This is a genomic window from Klebsiella sp. HMSC25G12 (genome assembly GCF_001807705.1).
GTDB classification, from domain to species: domain Bacteria; phylum Pseudomonadota; class Gammaproteobacteria; order Enterobacterales; family Enterobacteriaceae; genus Klebsiella; species Klebsiella variicola.
In genome coordinates, this window is the sequence record NZ_KV789895.1 from 62,498 (window position 1) to 80,721 (window position 18,224).

At 56.5% G+C, this 18,224-nt stretch carries 14 protein-coding genes and 2 tRNA genes (1 of these 16 cut by a window edge); 2 read left to right on the forward strand and 14 right to left on the reverse strand.

Annotation, left to right across the window (positions count from 1 at the left end):
- Entirely contained in the window at positions 1-2,583 is a 2,583-nt protein-coding gene (gene leuS / locus HMPREF3096_RS15065) for a leucine--tRNA ligase (protein WP_012542455.1), read from the reverse strand.
- A gap of 226 nt (positions 2,584-2,809) precedes the next feature.
- Between leuS and HMPREF3096_RS15070 the strand changes: the two genes are divergently transcribed.
- A complete protein-coding gene (locus HMPREF3096_RS15070) occupies positions 2,810-3,292 on the forward strand; it encodes a zinc ribbon-containing protein (protein WP_032691348.1) in 483 nt (160 codons plus the stop codon).
- 46 nt (positions 3,293-3,338) lie between these two features.
- On the opposite strand, the gene HMPREF3096_RS15075 is transcribed toward HMPREF3096_RS15070, so the two are convergent.
- The 11 genes from HMPREF3096_RS15075 to miaB all read right to left on the reverse strand — a co-directional run bounded on the left by HMPREF3096_RS15075 (position 3,339) and on the right by miaB (position 16,598).
- Positions 3,339-5,132, reverse strand: coding sequence for a filamentous hemagglutinin N-terminal domain-containing protein (locus HMPREF3096_RS15075; protein WP_023297222.1), 1,794 nt, complete (start codon positions 5,130-5,132; stop codon positions 3,339-3,341).
- A gap of 64 nt (positions 5,133-5,196) precedes the next feature.
- On the reverse strand, positions 5,197-6,867 hold the full coding sequence (locus HMPREF3096_RS15080; protein ID WP_032729649.1) for a ShlB/FhaC/HecB family hemolysin secretion/activation protein: 1,671 nt from the start codon (positions 6,865-6,867) through the stop codon (positions 5,197-5,199).
- Between the two features lie 372 nt (positions 6,868-7,239).
- Positions 7,240-7,965: an amino acid ABC transporter ATP-binding protein gene (locus HMPREF3096_RS15085; protein WP_008805645.1), complete on the reverse strand. Its 726-nt coding sequence runs from the start codon at positions 7,963-7,965 to the stop codon at positions 7,240-7,242.
- Positions 7,965-8,639: a glutamate/aspartate ABC transporter permease GltK gene (gene gltK, locus HMPREF3096_RS15090; protein ID WP_012542451.1), complete on the reverse strand. Its 675-nt coding sequence runs from the start codon at positions 8,637-8,639 to the stop codon at positions 7,965-7,967. Before gltK ends, HMPREF3096_RS15085 begins: the two co-directional genes overlap by 1 nt.
- Positions 8,639-9,379 (reverse strand): amino acid ABC transporter permease, encoded by a 741-nt coding sequence (locus HMPREF3096_RS15095; RefSeq protein ID WP_002894709.1) that lies wholly within the window; start codon positions 9,377-9,379, stop codon positions 8,639-8,641. The genes gltK and HMPREF3096_RS15095 overlap by 1 nt, the downstream gene beginning before the upstream one ends.
- 164 nt (positions 9,380-9,543) lie before the next feature.
- Positions 9,544-10,455: an amino acid ABC transporter substrate-binding protein gene (locus HMPREF3096_RS15100; RefSeq protein WP_012542450.1), complete on the reverse strand. Its 912-nt coding sequence runs from the start codon at positions 10,453-10,455 to the stop codon at positions 9,544-9,546.
- A gap of 355 nt (positions 10,456-10,810) precedes the next feature.
- Positions 10,811-12,349 carry an apolipoprotein N-acyltransferase gene (gene lnt / locus HMPREF3096_RS15105; protein WP_070544518.1) on the reverse strand — a complete coding sequence of 513 codons (1,539 nt, stop codon included), beginning with the start codon at positions 12,347-12,349 and terminating at the stop codon, positions 10,811-10,813.
- A gap of 128 nt (positions 12,350-12,477) precedes the next feature.
- On the reverse strand, positions 12,478-13,356 hold the full coding sequence (corC, locus tag HMPREF3096_RS15110) for a CNNM family magnesium/cobalt transport protein CorC (protein ID WP_004197606.1): 879 nt from the start codon (positions 13,354-13,356) through the stop codon (positions 12,478-12,480).
- A gap of 147 nt (positions 13,357-13,503) precedes the next feature.
- Positions 13,504-13,977, reverse strand: a complete 474-nt coding sequence (gene ybeY / locus HMPREF3096_RS15115; protein WP_002894722.1) for an rRNA maturation RNase YbeY — start codon at positions 13,975-13,977, stop codon at positions 13,504-13,506.
- Positions 13,974-15,020 carry a PhoH family protein gene (locus tag HMPREF3096_RS15120; RefSeq protein ID WP_008805649.1) on the reverse strand — a complete coding sequence of 349 codons (1,047 nt, stop codon included), beginning with the start codon at positions 15,018-15,020 and terminating at the stop codon, positions 13,974-13,976. Before HMPREF3096_RS15120 ends, ybeY begins: the two co-directional genes overlap by 4 nt.
- Positions 15,021-15,173: 153 nt before the next feature.
- Positions 15,174-16,598, reverse strand: a complete 1,425-nt coding sequence (miaB, locus tag HMPREF3096_RS15125) for a tRNA (N6-isopentenyl adenosine(37)-C2)-methylthiotransferase MiaB (protein WP_012542448.1) — start codon at positions 16,596-16,598, stop codon at positions 15,174-15,176.
- Between the two features lie 179 nt (positions 16,599-16,777).
- On the opposite strand from miaB, the gene ubiF reads away from it, so the two are divergent.
- Entirely contained in the window at positions 16,778-17,953 is a 1,176-nt protein-coding gene (gene ubiF, locus HMPREF3096_RS15130) for a 3-demethoxyubiquinol 3-hydroxylase (RefSeq protein WP_032729656.1), read from the forward strand.
- Positions 17,954-18,072: 119 nt separating this feature from the next.
- Here the strand turns inward: ubiF and HMPREF3096_RS15135 are convergent.
- Positions 18,073-18,147: transfer RNA gene (locus HMPREF3096_RS15135), tRNA-Gln, on the reverse strand.
- 46 nt (positions 18,148-18,193) lie between these two features.
- Positions 18,194-18,224 (reverse strand) — tRNA-OTHER (locus tag HMPREF3096_RS15140) (it continues 51 nt past the right edge of the window).

Here is an 18,224-nt window from a genome sequence, read left to right on the forward strand (position 1 = left end):
TTAGCCAACGACCAGATTGAGCAGTTTACCCGGAACGTAAATCACTTTACGCACGGTTTTACCGTCGAGATATTTCGCGACCAGATGCTCCTGGCCGGCACGCTCGCGGACCTGCTCTTCAGTTGCATCTACCGCAACGGTAATTTTACCACGAACTTTGCCATTGACCTGGACGACGACGAGGGTGCTGTCTTCCACCATCGCGCTTTCATCCGCCACCGGCCACGGCGCGTTGTCGATATCGCCTTCGCCGTTCAGCTCGCGCCACAGGGTGAAGCTGGCGTGCGGGGTGAACGGGTTCAGCATACGCACCACCGCCAGCAGCGCTTCCTGCATCAGGGCACGATCCTGTTCGTCTTCCTGCGGCGCTTTCGCCAGCTTGTTCATCAGCTCCATGATCGCCGCGATGGCGGTGTTGAAGGTCTGACGACGGCCGATGTCATCGGTCACTTTGGCGATCGTTTTGTGAATATCGCGACGCAGCGCTTTCTGATCTTCACTCAGCGCCGCCACGTTCAGTGCCGCAACGTCCCCTTTGGTGGTGTGCTCGTAGACCAGTTTCCAGACGCGTTTCAGGAAGCGGTTAGCCCCTTCAACGCCAGATTCCTGCCACTCGAGGGTCATATCCGCCGGGGACGCAAACATCATGAACAGACGCACGGTATCCGCGCCATAACGCTCAACCATCACCTGCGGGTCGATGCCGTTGTTTTTCGACTTGGACATCTTGCTCATGCCGGTGTACACCAGCTCATGGCCTGCCGCGTCTTTCGCTTTCACGATGCGGCCTTTTTCGTCGCGCTCAACGATGGCGTCAACCGGGGAAACCCAGTTACGTTCGCCGTTTTCGCCTACATAGTAGAAGGCGTCAGCCAGCACCATGCCCTGGCACAGCAGCTGCTTCGCCGGCTCATCGGAGTTGACCATGCCCGCGTCGCGCATCAGCTTGTGGAAGAAGCGGAAGTAGAGCAGGTGCATGATGGCGTGTTCGATACCGCCGATGTAGATATCTACCGGCAGCCAGTAGTTGGCCGCTTTCGAATCCAGCATCCCTTCCTGATACTGCGGGCAGGTGTAGCGCGCATAGTACCAGGAGGATTCCATAAAGGTGTCAAAGGTGTCGGTTTCACGCAGCGCCGGCTGACCGTTAACGGTGGTCTTCGCCCATTCAGGATCGGCTTTGATCGGGCTGGTGATGCCGTCCATGACCACATCTTCCGGCAGGATCACCGGCAGTTGATCTTCCGGGGTCGGCAGCACGGTGCCATCTTCCAGGGTCACCATCGGGATCGGCGCACCCCAGTAGCGTTGACGGGACACACCCCAGTCACGCAGACGGTAGTTAATTTTACGCTCGCCTACGCCCATGGCTGCCAGTTTGTCGGCAATGGCGTTGAAGCCGGCTTCATAATCGAGGCCGCTGAACTCGCCGGAGTTAAACAGGACGCCTTTCTCGGTCAGCGCCTGCGCGGAGAGATCCGGCTCGCTGCCGTCAGCGGCGAGGATAACCGGCTTGATGTTCAGACCGTACTTGCTGGCGAACTCATAGTCACGCTGGTCGTGACCCGGAACGGCCATGACCGCGCCGGTGCCATATTCCATCAGCACGAAGTTTGCCGCCCAGACAGGAATTTCTTCGCCGGTCAGCGGGTGAATGGCTTTAAACCCGGTATCGACGCCTTTTTTCTCCATCGTCGCCATGTCGGCTTCGGCTACTTTGGTATTACGGCATTCGTCGATAAAGGCAGCCAGCGCCGGATTGTTCGCTGCAGCCTGCTGCGCCAGCGGGTGACCCGCCGCGACAGCCAGGTAGGTGCAGCCCATAAAGGTGTCCGGACGGGTGGTGTAGACGGTCAGCTTATCGGCGTAGTTGTTGACGTCAAAGGAGATTTCCACCCCTTCGGAACGGCCGATCCAGTTGCGCTGCATGGTCTTTACGGTGTCTGGCCAGTGATCCAGTTTATCCAGATCGTTCAGCAGTTCATCGGCGTAGGCGGTGATTTTAATAAACCACTGCGGGATCTCTTTACGCTCGACTTTGGTATCGCAGCGCCAGCAGCAGCCGTCGATAACCTGTTCGTTGGCCAGTACGGTCTGGTCGTTCGGGCACCAGTTCACCGCGGAGGTTTTCTTGTATACCAGCCCTTTTTTGTACAGCTCGGTGAAGAACTTCTGCTCCCAGCGGTAGTATTCCGGGGTGCAGGTCGCCAGCTCGCGGCTCCAGTCATAGCCAAAACCCAGCATTTTGAGCTGGTTTTTCATGTAGGCGATGTTGTCGTAGGTCCACGGTGCTGGCGCGGTGTTGTTTTTCACTGCCGCGCCTTCCGCCGGCAGACCAAACGCATCCCAGCCAATCGGCTGCAGGACGTTTTTGCCCAGCATACGCTGGTAGCGGGCAATCACGTCGCCGATGGTGTAGTTACGCACGTGACCCATGTGTAGTCGACCAGAAGGATAAGGAAGCATCGACAGGCAGTAATACTTCTCTTTGCTCTCGTCTTCAGTTACTTCAAATGTACGATTTTCGTCCCAGTGAAGCTGGACTTTCGATTCTATCTCTTCCGGGCGGTATTGCTCTTGCATGGCAGCCAGTGGTCCTGTTTTCAATACAGCTACAAAATGTAGCCAATGGATGTGTTATTTCAGATCGGCATAGCATAGCCCAAACGCCCCCGTCAAAACAGCCTTTCGCACATTAACATCGGCAAAAGCCGCGCTGATTATTTCGCGACTCTGTGGCTTGTCAGACACAGCGGGAGAGGAATAAGGTCTATTATCAGAAGACGTTAACCACACCGGAGGCGAAATGATGAACAAGGTTGCTCAATATTACCGTGAACTGGTCTCCTCGCTCAGCGAACGGCTCCGCCATGGAGAGCGCGATATCGACGCGCTGGTGACACAGGCGCGGGAAAAAATCGCCCGCGCCGGCGATCTCACGCAGAGCGAGATCGAGTCGGTGATTGCGGCAGTAAAACGCGATCTCGAGGAGTTTGCCCGCAGCTACGAAGAGAGTCATGAAGACGAGAGCGACAGCGTGTTTATGCGGGTGATCAAAGAGAGCCTGTGGCAGGAACTGGCTGATATCACCGACAAAACGCAGCTCGAGTGGCGCGAAGTCTTTCAGGATCTGAATCACCACGGCGTGTACCACAGCGGTGAGGTGGTCGGCCTGGGCAATCTGGTCTGCGAGAAGTGCCACTATCACCTGGCAGTGTATACCCCGGACGTGCTGCCGCGCTGTCCGAAGTGTGGCCACGATCAGTTCCAGCGTCGGCCCTTCGAACCCTAAGCGGTGCGAAAAACGATGCGCGAGGCTGCGCGCATCGTGGTTTGTCTTATTTCACGGTGTTGATTTCGGTACTCTTGAAATACTGATAGCCACCCATGTTGCTGGCATAGCTGTGCGAGGAGTTGAGAATCAACTTGTTCGCGCTCAAGGTGCCGACGTCACAAGTGTTAAACCCTAACCAGCCGCAGCCACGACCGCTGTTGATGACCTTTTTCGCGTTCATCGTCAGCGTACCACCCGCTTTAATCAACGAGTAATTGCTGATAGTGCTATTATTTCGGGCATCCAGCAGCATGTCGCCTGTGCTGGAGAAGGTGCCCTCATTAACGATGTTTCCAGTGGAAGTCAGGGCAATATTACCCGCTGTGATAGTACCGGTGTTATTCACCACAGCATGATGGGTGGTGATATCGGCCGCTTTCATATAACCATTTTGATTCAGCCAGTAGCTGTGAGCGGTAATGGCATTGGTGGCCTCCATGCGACCGCTGGTGCTTTGCGCCAGCGTGCCGTTGGTCTGCAGATTGATATTTTCGCCGGTGATATTGCCGAGGTTATAGATCTCGCCCGTATTGGTGCTGCCATCCTGCTTAAGGGACTGAACGGTGGTTTGGCCGGTAGAATTAATGTTGCCGGTATTCTTAAAGCTGCTGCCAACAAACGTCAGGCTGGTGTTTTTGGCGCTGATTTTGCCTTCATTGAGGAAATCACCGATTGCCGTGGCGGCAATCTGGTTATTCGACAGCAGGGACGCTTTGGCCTCATTGCGGATTTTCCCGCCGCTGGTCAGGCTAAGTCCGCTGGTGCCGGTCATTGTGCCTGAGTCGCCGTTAGTGATATTGCCGTTGGCGGAGGCAATCAGCTGGCCGCCGGTGAGGGAGCCGACGTTGACGATATAGTCGCCGCTGGAAAGCATTAAATAATAGGCGCCAGCGATGCTGCCGTTATTGGTGATACCCGTGGCGGTGGAAACCTGGCTCAGCAGACCGTTGCCTTTTATCGTCCCTTTATTTAGCAGGTTACCGTTGCTGGTGAGCTGCAGCGTGCTATTGGCGACAATGGAGCCCTGGTTACGTACGCCAAAGCCGATGTTATTGCCGACCATGCTGATGCTGTTGGCGGTGATGCCGCCAAGGCTGCTGACGTCGATGCTGTACTGCGGGTTGATCGTCATTTCGATAAGCGTCGCTTGTTTACCTGCAGAGGTTATCGCGCCAGAGCTGTTATCCATGGTGAAGCGACCTGCGCTGACCAGGGCATTATTGGCCTGTACTTTACCGTTAATCTTAATCGCGTCGGCGAGCAGAACCGCGTAGCCGTTAGCGGCGTTCATGCCATTTTCGCCGATGGTGAGGGTGCCGCCCGTTACGGTATAGCTGCCGATGGCGCCGTCGCTGGTCATGTTGACTTTACCGGTGGTCAGGATGGCCTTGTTGGTATTGACAAAGCTACAGCCGGAGCAGGTGATGCCGTTCGGGTTGGCGATCACCACGTCCGCTTTCTGACCGTTAACTTCGATAAAGCCCTTCAGGCTACTGGCGTTTTTGGAGGTCACCTCGTTCAAAATCACCGAGGCGCTGCCGGCGGTCAGGTTGTTGTTGCGGGCAATATTGCCCAACGTACCGTGGCTGACATCCTCGCCGCTGTTATTAAGGACGGTGCCATTAGTACCGACGTTGAAGTCGCGGTACAGGTTATGGGAGACGCCGGCGGCGTTCGGCTTTTCAATATCAATAACCGTGGCGCCGGACGAATGCGTATAGCTGGTCGGGTCGGCATAAACCACCGACGAGGTTAATACTGCCGCCAGCGCGACATAAGAAGCTTTAAACTTAAACATTTTATTTATTCCTTTAAATTAAGATTAATAAACAACGTAGCTGAAAGGGTCGATAATGATTGAATTAATACCTCCACTGTAATGAAAAGCCCATATTCAGGGCGTCGCTATGAAACGTATCCGGTTTACTGAGCGGGGTGCTAATAAACAGATCGTATTGCGTTGACCATAATTGTCCGCGCAGGCCGCTGACGGCGCCGGAAAGGACTTTGCCTTTTTGATACAGATCGGCGCCAATAAGGCGACCCACATCCGCGCCCAGATAGAATTGCCGCTCGTGGGTGGGCAGATCCCAGATAAAATCGTTGCGCCAGTACCATCCCTGATTGCCGGACAGGCTGTTTTCACCGTCAAAACCGCGCACGCTCCAGCGACTGCCAATATTGAATTTATTATCGGAAGCGAGTTTGTCCGGGCTGAACTGGGCGCTCAAGCGGGGAGCCCAGGTAAATTTGTCGCCGGTGGCGTCAAATTTCATTAGCGCCTGCAGATTACCATGCACGATCCGTGACAGCGGGCTGTATAACCCGGCCTTTTCCTCCGGCGTTGGCGTTGAGCTGAGCCACGGCAGGCTGCGCTGGATGCCGATGCTGGCATCAACAATCTTTTTGTTAAAGTAGTGCTGGTGGTTGAGGGTGAATTCCCATGAGGGGTTCTGCTTGCGCATCACCAGTAGCTCACTGCCGCCAAAGTAATAATGCGAGGTACTCTTGGCGATCCGCAGGTCGGCGGTGGTTTTTTGCTGCCGGGTGTGGGAGAGCAGACGACTCAGCGTGGCGCTGTAGTAGCGATTTTTACTCTTATAATCCATCGTCGACCAGTTGCCGTTAAACTGCTGGCGATACTGGCTGTATGCCCCGTAGGCGCTTAGTGTCCAGTAGCCGAAGGGGATGGAGTAATACAGGCTGCCGTTGTGGTTGCCGTCGTTATGCTGATTGAATTCAATATCGCCCCCGCCGGAAAGGTACAGGATATCGTTGAGGGTGGTCAGGTCATAGAGATAGAGGGCGCCGCCGGCCTGGTAGCGGCCGCTGGCTTTGCTGCCGGCGTCGTCAAGCCAGGCGCCAAGCTGCCATTTTTTCGCCAGGCTGCGGGCAATCTGGATATCGCTTTCTCCCTCGTGCTGGCCTGGCAGCAGTTTCATGTGCGCCGTGGCGCCGGGCAGACGCTGCAGATTGGCCATCCCCTGCTCAAGATCGCTTAAGCGCAGGATTGTGCCGGAAGAGGTTGGCAGTGAATTCCACAGGCGGGTGGTGTCCGAGCCGTCGGCATAGCCGATAGCGCCCACTTTGCCATAGTGCAGCGTCAACCTGAGCATGCCCTGCTCCAGCGACTGGGAGGGCACATCAATCAGCGAGGTGATGTAGCCTTGCGCAATCAGCTCGTTTTGCAAGGTATAGGCCAGCAGGCGAATACCTTCGCTGCCGAGGCAGCGGCCCTGCGCCTGCTGCGCGGTTTTCGCCAGTAATTTCCGGGTGAGCGCCTGGTTATCGGAGTCGATATCGACCCGGTTGATCAATTTACAATGCGTTTCCTCAGGGAAAGGGATACCCTGCGGCGCCACGCGCTGTTGTGAAGACTGAAAGTCCTGTTGCTGTGGCGCCAGCGCCTCCTGGCGGGCTTTATCCTGTTCCGTCTGGTGAGCCGAGGTGGTCAACTGTGCGGCCCCGGCGGCTGAGGTGCCCGCCAGCGTGATAAACAGTAGCCCGGTGAGCGTGCGAGATCGAATTAACATGAAGCAATATCCATTTGTTTCATTGGTTCGGTGGCGCATCCGTTATTCTGCGTGCGGCAGAGAATATTGATGGCCTTTATTTCGCGCAGGCGAGGTCAGGCAAGAATATTATATTCAATTAATAAAATAATCGTGCGACGAACCTGTTACGAGGCGTTATATGCTAGCGGCGGTAGTGAAGCAGATCCACGAATTCATTAGTGAATTCTTTATGAATTGATCAATTTAATAAATAAGTTCAGCTTTTATCACTGAGGTTTATTTTGTACGTAAATGATAGTAGCGATAACCGGCCGCATAAATAATATAGAAGAATAATATGGCGGGAAAGATAAGCTGCGCATACCGGGCGGTATGCGCAGCGAATAACGATTAATGCAGAATTTTGGCGAGGAAATCTTTGGCGCGATCGGATTGCGGATTGGCAAAGAAGGCTTCTTTATCGGCATCTTCGACAATCTTCCCTTCATCCATAAAGATCACCCGGTTCGCCACCTTGCGGGCAAAACCCATTTCATGGGTCACGACCATCATGGTCATCCCCTCGTTGGCCAGTTCGACCATGACGTCCAGCACCTCGTTAATCATCTCCGGGTCAAGCGCTGAGGTGGGCTCATCAAACAGCATAGCGATCGGGTCCATACACAGGGCACGGGCAATGGCCACGCGCTGCTGCTGACCACCGGAGAGCTGCGCCGGATATTTTTCCGCATGCGCCGCCAGGCCAACGCGCTCCAGCAATTTGAGGCCTTTCTTGCGCGCTGATGCTTTATCGCGGTTAAGCACTTTGACCTGCGCCAGCGTCAGGTTGTCGATAATCGACAGATGAGGGAACAGTTCAAAATGCTGAAAGACCATTCCGACGTGCGAGCGCAGTTTAGCCAGGTTGGTCTTTTTATCGTTAACCACGGTGCCGTCGACGATAATCTGCCCCTGTTGCACAGGCTCAAGGCCGTTTACGGTTTTAATCAGCGTGGATTTACCGGAGCCTGACGGCCCGCAGACCACCACGACTTCGCCTTTTTTCACTTCCGTGGAGCAATCGGTCAGCACCTGAAAGTGACCATACCATTTTGAAACGTTTTTCAGGGTAATCATTACACAGTCCTTTTCTTCAACCAGCTGACCAACAGCGAGGCGCTGAGGCTAATCACAAAATAGACGCCGCCCGCGAACAGGATCATTTCGACCTGGGTTCCGTCGCGCTCACCAATGGTGGAGGCGGTACGGAAGAAGTCGGCGAGGCTCAATACATACACCAACGAGGTATCCTGGAACAGGACGATCCCCTGGGTAAGCAGCAGCGGCACCATGGCGCGGAAGGCCTGCGGCAGGATCACCAGCCGCATTGACTGCCAGTGGGTCATCCCCAGCGCCAACGCGGCGCCGGACTGGCCGCGGGAGATGCTCTGGATGCCGGCGCGGATAATCTCTGAGTAGTAGGCGGCTTCGAACATCGAAAAGGCCACCATCGCCGAGATCAGGCGAATATCCGTTTTCGGCGACAGCCCCAGCACGTTCTGCAGGAAGCCCGGGACAATCAGATAGAACCACAGCAGGACCATCACCAGCGGGATAGAACGGAATACGTTAACGTAGGTTTTAGCAAACCAGGCCAGCGGCAGAAAGCTGGACAGGCGCATCACCGCCAGCAGGGTGCCCCAGACGATACCGACCACGATGGCGATCACCGTAATCTTCAGGGTGATCACCAGCCCTGCCAGCAGATAGGGCATAGACGGAACGATCGAACTCCAGTCAAAATCGTACATTATTTGCCTCCCATATTGCCAGGCAGGCGAACCTTACGCTCGACCACATACATAATCAGCATAATCACCGCGTTGATGAAGACGTAGGCCAGGGTGATGGCCGTAAAAGACTCCCAGGCATGAGCGGAGTAGTCCAGCAGCTTGCCCGCCTGCGCAGCCATATCGGCAAGACCGATGGTGGAGGCGATGGCCGAGTTTTTCACCAGGTTCATCATTTCTGAGGTCATCGGCGGCACGATAACGCGGTAGGCGTTCGGCAGCAGCACGTAGCGGTAGGTTTGCGGCAGGGTCAGGCCCATCGCCAGACCGGCGTTCTTCTGCCCGCGCGGCAGTGACTGAATGGCGGCGCGTACCTGCTCGCAGACGCGGGCGGCGGTAAACAGCCCCAGGCACAGCATGGAGGAGACAAAGAACTGAATGTTTGGGTCCAGCTCCGATTTAAACCACATGCCGATATTTTCCGGCAGGAATTCCGGCACCACCAGGTACCAGGTAAAGAACTGCACGATCAGCGGCACGTTGCGAAACAGTTCGACATAGCAGGTGCCAATGCCCGAGAGGAAGCGATTGGGGACCGTGCGTAAAATGCCGAACAGTGAGCCGACGAGAAAAGCGATGATCCAGGCCGAGATGGAGAGGGCGACGGTTATCTGAAAACCGCTCCACAGCCAGCCCAGGTAGGTAGTGTTGCCGAAGGGGGCCTGTTGCAGGAATATCCCCCAGTTCCAGTCTATTGACATACATGACTCCTGGAAAAAAAAGGGTAGCCATTGCTACCCTCGAAGACGGTTGTCCAGCTTGTTTCGGTATTCGCGGCGGCTGGGGAACGACCAGCCACCGTATAGTCTGTCCGTGCTGTGACAATCATCGGGAGGGCAGGATATCCCGCCCCTGGTTGTTATAATTAGTTCAGTGCTTTGTCATTAGGTGATTTGAACAGCGCTTTCATGTCGTCAGACAGTTCGAAGTTCAGGTTAAGGTTTTTCGGCGGAATTGGATTTTTGAACCATTTATCAAACCATTTCGCCGCTTCGCCAGAGGTCTGGGCCTGGGCAACGGTTTCATCGACCAGCGCTTTGAATGACGGATCGTCTTTACGCAGCATGCAGCCATAGGCTTCTTTCGACTGCGCGGTGCCGACGATTTCCCAGTTATCCGGTTTCTTCGCCTTGGCGCGTTCGCCGGCCAGCAGAGCGTCATCCATCATAAAGGCCACGGCGCGTCCGCTTTCCAGGGTGCGGAAAGAGTCGCCATGATCTTTGGCGCTGATAATGCGCATATTCATTTTTTTCTCATCGTTCAGCTTATGCAGCAGGATCTCTGAGGTGGTTCCGGAGGTGACAACGACCGCTTTATCCTTCAGGTCCGGGAAATCTTTGATCGGACCGCCTTTCTTCACCAGCAGACGGGTGCCGACTACGAAGATGGTATCGGAGAAGGCCGCCTGTTTCTGGCGCTCAAGGTTGTTGGTGGTTGAGCCGCACTCGAAATCAAAGGTGCCATTCTGCAGCAGCGGGATACGGTTCTGCGAGGTGACCGGGATCAGTTTGACCTGCAGGTCCGGCTTGTTCAGCTTTTTCTTGATGGCATCAACGATGGCGTTGGAGTAGTCCTGAGAGTAGCCCACAACCTTCTGCTGGTTATCGTAGTAAGAGAACGGGACTGAAGATTCACGATGGCCGACAACGATAACCCCATTTTTGGCGATCTTATCCAGGGTGCTCTGGCCTGCCGCCGGGGCGGCATCTTCTGCGTGTGCCAGACCGGCGGTCACACCCATGACCAGCATTGCGGCGGCCAGTTTACGTAATTGCATATCCAACTCCTTATCCGTAGCGTCAGCGGCGCTATTGATACCCATTGTGATTGTGTGTGTTGTTATTCGAGGCACGCGTCCACGTGCCGCATTTGTATGTGTTTGTTAGCATTTAGTTTGGCTTAATGTAAAGATTTTGCTGTTTTATTGTTTATTTTTGCGAAGTGCTCCGCACCAATGGGAGGCAAAGATCTTCCATTGCACCAAAATAGCGCGACCGCCGAACGTTTATGGTGCAACCCGGTTGCTCTGGGTCGGACGATGGCGCTACCAGGGAGAATAAAGCAATGACTGTGCCAGGATGGCTGGCGCGGGGAGAAAAAATGCCGGCGACGGGCGTCGCCGGCGGAGAAACTTATCGGCGACGCTGACGCAGGCTCATCAGTAGCGCAGCGAAGCCTAACAGCGCCGTCAGCGCCCATAGCGGCCAGTTGCCGGTGCGGGCGTAAGGGGTTAAGCCGCTGGTGGGCGTCACGGTGGTGGTCAACACCTCGCGGGTAAACTGCGGGATCATCTTCTGGATCTCGCCGCGCGGGCCGATCACCGCAGTAATGCCGTTGTTGGTGCTGCGCAGGAGTGGGCGGGCCAGCTCCAGCGCGCGCATCCGCGCCATCTGGAAGTGTTGCCACGGACCGATGGACTTACCGAACCAGGCGTCGTTGGAGATGGTCAGCAGGAAGTCGGTATCAGGCCGGAAGTTATCGCGTACCTGTTCCCCGAGGATGATCTCGTAGCAGATGGCGGCGGTCAGCTTCAGGTTATGTGCCATCAGCTGCGGCTGCACGTAGGGGCCGCGGCTGAAGGAGGACATCGGCAGGTCAAAGAACGGCGCCAGCGGACGCAGAATCGATTCCAGCGGCACAAACTCACCGAACGGCACCAGATGGTTCTTGTTGTAACGGTTGGTCGAGTCGTAGCGGTACGGGTTATCTTTACCGAGGGTAATGATGGTGTTGTAGGTATCGTAGCGGTTCTGCTTATTGAGACGCGCATCGACAATGCCGGTGATCAGCGAACTGTCTTTTGCGCGCAGCAGATCGTCCATCATGCTGAGGAACTGCTGCTGGTTGATCTCCAGATCCGGGATCGCCGACTCGGGCCAGATAATCAGCTGCGAGTGGCCGATATGCGGCTGGGTCAGCGCCAGGTAGGTTTTCAGGGTGTTGACCAGCTGCTTCTCGTCCCACTTCATGGCCTGTGGGATATCGCCTTGCACCAGCGAGACCTGGGTCGCGCGCTCCGGCAGCAGCTGATACCACTGGATATAGCGCAGCGGGAACGGCAGGGCGAGCAGCAGCGCGGCAATAGCCAGCGGCTTCCAGTTACGCTGGACGAGGGCCAGGGCCAGCAGGCCGCTAACCATCATCAGCAGGAAGTTGATCGCCTCGACGCCCATCACCGGCGCGAGACCTTTCAGCGGGCCGTCGATCTGGCTATAGCCGAACTGCAGCCATGGGAAGCCGGTCAGCACCCAGCCGCGCAGGAACTCGGTGATTTGCCAGACGACGGGGGCGGCGATAGCCGCCCGCAGCCAGCTGGTTTTGGGCCACAGCCGGGAGAGCAGGCCGGCAAACAGGCCGGTATAGAGCGAGAGATAGGCCGCCAGCAGAACGACGAGAAAGACGTTAACCGGACCTGGCATACCGCCGAATTGCGCGATGCTGACATAGACCCAGTTGATACCGGTGCCAAACAGCCCGAATCCCCAGAAATAGCCGATCCCGGCGCTTTGCAGCGGGCGTCGGTTGAGGGTTAACGCCTGCAGACCGATCAGCGAAACGATAGCTGCCGGCCAGAAGTCATAAGGTGAAAAAGCCAGCGTTCCGCTGGCTCCGAATAGCAGCGCCAGCAGCAGACGTACGCGCTGGCGTTCAAGAAGAGAGGCAAATACCATTTAGGCTAATCGTCCCGTAAATTAACGCCTGTTGCCACAGGCTATGCTGTTTGCCAGCAGGGGGAGGGGACAGCCGGGGATCGCCCACGGTCTGTCTCCCGGCTGGCCGTGACCTTCAGCGCCGCGGCTTACTCTTCCAGCTTCGGCTGGGGAGCGTCATCGGGCAGCTTTACATGCACCTGAATGATACGACGGCTATCTGCCATTGCCACCTTGAATTGGTAACCATCAATGTCGATAGATTCGCCGCGGGCAGGCAGATGGCCGAAGGCCTGCATCACCAGCCCGCCAATGGTATCCACTTCTTCATCGCTGAAGTGCGTGTCGAAGGCGTCGTTGAAGTCTTCGATGGAGGCCAGAGCGCGCACCGTCCAGGTGTGGCGGCTCAGCTGGCGGAAATCGATATCTTCTTCTTCGTCGTATTCGTCTTCAATTTCCCCGACGATGAGCTCAAGGATATCCTCAATGGTCACCAGGCCGGAGACGCCGCCGAATTCGTCAATAACGATCGCCATATGGTAGCGCTGTGAGCGAAACTCTTTCAGCATGCGGTCGACCCGCTTGCTTTCCGGGACGACAACCGCCGGCCGTAACACTTTTTCCATGCTGAAGGCTTCGGCGTCGCTGCGCATAAACGGCAGCAGATCCTTGGCCATCAGAATCCCTTCGATGTGATCTTTATCTTCACTGATGACCGGGAAACGCGAGTGGGCGGATTCGATAATGACATCCAGGCACTCGTCCAGCGTCTGGTTACGTTTCAGGGTTATCATTTGTGAACGGGGGATCATAATGTCGCGGACCCGCTGGTCGGCGATATCCATTACCCCTTCGAGCATGTCACGCGTATCTTCATCGATAAGATCGTTCTGCCCGGAATCACGGATCAGCGCCAGCAGTTCATCACGGTTTTTCGGTTCCCCGTGAAAAAGCTGGCTGAGTAACAGGGAGAAAAATCCCTTTTTGCTGTTTACTGTGTCACTACTGTGTGAATTGTCGTCGCTCATGGCGTCGTTTGGGTTCTCATGTTGATTTAACTGTCGCTCGTCGCGCGTAAACTCAGCGCCGGACGGCATGGGTTGCCTGACGTTCAGGCTGGCAAAATGCAGGAACAGCGGCCGGATGCGGCGCAAGCGCCGCCATCCGGCAGGGGGCTATTCAGCAATCTTCTCGGAAATGTACGGGTCCTCATAGCCCAGAGCAAGCATTATCTCTGTTTCAAGGCCTTCCATCTCTTCCGCTTCGTCGTCTTCGATATGATCGTAGCCCAGCAGATGCAGGCTGCCGTGCACCACCATATGCGCCCAGTGCGCCTCCAGCGGCTTACCTTGCTCGCTGGCTTCCTGCTCCACCACCTGACGGCAGATGATCAGATCGCCGAGCAGCGGCATTTCAATCCCCGGCGGCGCTTCAAACGGGAAGGAGAGGACGTTGGTCGGCTTATCCTTGCCGCGGTAGGTCAGGTTCAGCTCGTGGCTTTCTGCAACATCGACCAGACGAATCGTTAACTCTGACTCCTCCTGAAATGGCGGAATGACGGCATCGACCCAGCGCTGAAAAAGGGCTTCGTCCGGCAGGCCGCTGGTCTCTTCGCAGGCCAGCTGTAAATCGAGGATCACCTGACTCATTTTTGCTCCTGTTCCTGGGCTTCGCGTTTGCGCTCGGCGGCCAGTTCTGCTTTACGTTTCTGGTCTGCGGCTTCCCACGCCTCATAGGCGTTAACGATACGGGCAACCACCGGATGGCGCACCACGTCTTCGCTATGGAAGAAGTTAAAGCTGATCTCATCGACTTCGGCCAGCACTTCGATGGCGTGGCGCAGACCGGATTTGGTGCTGCGCGGCAGGTCAATCTGCGTGATGTCGCCGGTGATCACCGCCTTGGAGTTAAAGCCGATGCGGGTCAGGAACATCTTCATCTGTTCGATGGTGGTGTTCTGGCTTTCATCAAGAATGATAAAGGCGTCATTCAGCGTTCGTCCGCGCATATAGGCCAGCGGGGCCACTTCGATGACGTTACGCTCAATCAGCTTCTCTACTTTCTCAAAGCCGAGCATCTCAAACAGCGCGTCATACAGCGGGCGCAGATATGGGTCGACTTTCTGGCTCAGATCGCCGGGCAGGAAGCCGAGCTTTTCGCCAGCCTCGACGGCCGGACGGGTCAGCAGAATACGGCGGATCTCCTGACGCTCCAGCGCATCGACCGCCGCCGCCACCGCCAGATAGGTTTTACCCGTCCCCGCCGGACCCACGCCGAAAGTGATGTCATGATCGAGGATATTGGCGATGTACTGCGCCTGGTTCGGCGTACGCGGTTTGATCACCCCGCGCTTGGTCTTGATATTGACGGCTTTCCCGTACTCCGGCACGCTCTCGGCGCTCTGCTCCAGCACGCGCGCCTCTTTGATCGCCAGATGGATCTGCTCCGGCTCAATATCCTGAATCTGACCGCGCATCGGCGCCGTATCGACATACAGGCTGCGCAGAATATCGGCGGCGGCGTGTACGCAAATAGCGCGTCCGGTCAGTTTAAAGTGATTGTCACGGCGGTTGATCTCAATGCCTAACCGACGCTCCAGCTGTTTGATATTGTCGTCAAACGGGCCGCACAAGGCTAACAGGCGTGCGTTATCCGCTGGCTCCAGGGTAATTTCACGAGTGTCTATGTTCAAACTGTTCCTCTTTACGCAGGTGGCCGGACGCGGCGCGTGGCCGGCTAATCAGGAAATTATTTACGTCACAGGAAAATGGCGCAAGCATTGCTGTAGATATAGGGACGGAGAGAGGAATTACAAGGCCTGCCGGAACCGACAGGCCTGAAGGGATCACGGCTGATAGATACCCACGCCAAGATCGTTCTCTTTACGGGTGCGGGCAATCACTGATTCAGGTGATTCAGCGATACGCAGACCCATCTCCGCCTCGGTACGCACGATTTTGCCGCGCAGCGAGTTGGTGTAAACATCGACGATTTCAACATCGACGAATTTACCGACCATATCCGGCGTACCTTCGAAGTTGACCACGCGGTTGTTCTCGGTGCGCCCGGAAAGCTCCATCAGGCTCTTACGCGACGTGCCTTCCACCAGAATGCGCTGTACCGTGCCGAGCATGCGACGGCTCCAGGCCATCGCCTGCTGGTTGATCCGCTCCTGCAGAATATACAGACGCTGCTTTTTATCCTCCTCCGGCACGTCATCGACCATATCGGCCGCCGGGGTGCCCGGACGAGCGGAGAAGATAAAGCTGTAGCTCATATCGAAATTGACGTCGGCGATTAGCTTCATCGTCTTTTCGAAATCGTCTGTAGTTTCGCCAGGGAAGCCGACAATAAAGTCAGAGCTTATCTGAATATCCGGGCGCGCCTCACGCAGCTTGCGAATAATCGCTTTGTACTCCAGTGCGGTATGGGTGCGTCCCATCAGATTCAGAACCCGGTCAGAACCACTCTGCACCGGCAGGTGCAGGAAGCTCACTAGTTCCGGCGTATCGCGATAGACCTCGATGATATCGTCGGTAAATTCGATCGGGTGGCTGGTGGTGAAGCGAATGCGATCGATGCCGTCGATGGCGGCGACCAGACGCAGCAGATCGGCAAAGCTGCCGGTGGTGCCGTCGTAATTCTCACCGCGCCAGGCGTTAACGTTCTGGCCCAGCAGATTAACCTCACGCACGCCCTGCGCCGCCAGCTGGGCGATTTCAAACAGGATATCGTCGCACGGACGGCTGACCTCTTCTCCGCGGGTGTACGGCACCACACAGTAGGTGCAGTATTTGTTGCAGCCTTCCATAATCGAAACAAAGGCGGTCGGGCCGTCGGCGCGCGGCTCTGGCAGGCGATCGAACTTTTCAATTTCCGGGAAGCTGATATCCACCACCGGGCTGCGGTTGCCGCGCACGGCGTTAATCATCTCCGGCAGGCGGTGCAGGGTTTGCGGCCCGAAAATAATATCGACATAGTGTGCGCGCTGACGAATATGGTCGCCTTCCTGGGAGGCCACGCAGCCGCCAACGCCAATAATCAGGTCCGGGTTTTTCTCTTTCAGCAGCTTCCAGCGTCCGAGCTGATGGAAAACTTTTTCCTGGGCCTTCTCACGAATTGAGCAGGTATTGAGCAACAGCACATCTGCTTCTTCCGCCACTTCGGTCAGTTGATACCCATGTGTCGCATCCAGCAGATCGGCCATCTTTGATGAATCATACTCGTTCATCTGACAGCCCCAGGTTTTAATATGGAGTTTTTTTGTCATTGACTTGCTCATGCTCAGTAATAGATATCCAAAACGCGGGGATATATACAGGGTGAATTTCGCTTTCCAGGGCGCGTATTGTAATGCTTTGGTCGCCCCCTGACCAGTGCGAGCGTTATCACCGCAAGGGAACAAAAAATCCGGTAAACTTAACGGATTCTGCTTTAAGGATAATAGCCATGACAATTCACGCAACAGATGTCGCCATCGTAGGCGGCGGCATGGTCGGCGGCGCCCTGGCGTTGGGGCTGGCGCAACAGGGATTTACCGTGACGGTGCTTGAGAAAACGGCGCCTCCGGCTTTCGATCCGGCATCCGCCCCGGATGTGCGGATCTCGGCTATCAGCGCGGCTTCGGTCGGCCTGCTGAAGAGCCTCGGCGTCTGGGATGCCGTACGGGCGATGCGCGTCCACGCCTATCGTCGTCTGGAGACCTGGGAGTGGGAGAGCGCGCACGTCGCCTTTGACGCCGCAGAGCTCAAACTGCCGGAGCTGGGCTACATGGTCGAGAACAAGGTCCTGCAATGGGGCCTCTGGCAAGCGCTGGCGGCGCATGAAGGGGTCACCCTGCGCGTTGGTAGCGAACTGGAGGCGATGCAGCGCGGCGAGGCGCATACCGCGCTGCATTTACGCGAGGGAGAGGCGATCCACGCCCGGCTGGTGATCGGCGCCGACGGCGCCAATTCTCAGGTGCGGGAGATGGCCGGCATCGGCGTACACGCCTGGCAATATCAGCAGTCCTGTATGCTGATCAGCGTCGAATGCGTCGACGATCCCGGCGACAGCACCTGGCAGCAGTTTACCCCCAGCGGGCCGCGCGCCTTCCTGCCGCTGTTCGACCACTGGGCCTCGCTGGTCTGGTACGACACGCCGGCGCGGATCCGTCAGCTGCAGGGCATGACCATGGCGCAACTCCAGCAGGAGATCGCCAGTCACTTTCCGGCGCGGCTGGGTCGTGTGACGCCGCAGGCGGCCGGCGCCTTCCCGCTTACCCGGCGTCATGCGCTGCAGTATGTCCAGTCCGGCCTGGCGCTGGTGGGCGATGCGGCGCATACCATTCATCCGCTGGCGGGGCAGGGGGTTAACCTTGGCTATCGCGATGTCGACGCCCTGCTGGAGATCCTGGCGGAAGCGCGCGGCCGCGGCGAAGACTGGGCCAGCCTGCCGGTGCTGAAGCGCTACCAGGCGCGGCGGCGAGCGGATAATTTTATCATGCAGTCGGGGATGGATCTGTTTTATGCCGGTTTCAGCAATGACCTGGCGCCGGTGCGGATGCTGCGTAATATTGGCCTGATGGCGGCTGAACGCGCCGGGGTGTTGAAGCGTCAGGCGCTGAAGTATGCCTTAGGCTTGTAAAACCGGCTTCCCGGGCAGGGGCGTAGTGGAGAGCGCCTGCCCGGCAGTCAGTACTGCGTAAGCGTGTCAGGACGCCAATAGCAAAAAAGCTCACCGAAGTGAGCTTTTTTGCATTTAAGTGGCTGGGGTACGAGGATTCGAACCTCGGAATGCCGGAATCAGAATCCGGTGCCTTACCGCTTGGCGATACCCCAACAAATTGTTTCGGAATTATCGATGCGTATCGATACGTCCTGAATATGGTGGCTACGACGGGATTCGAACCTGTGAC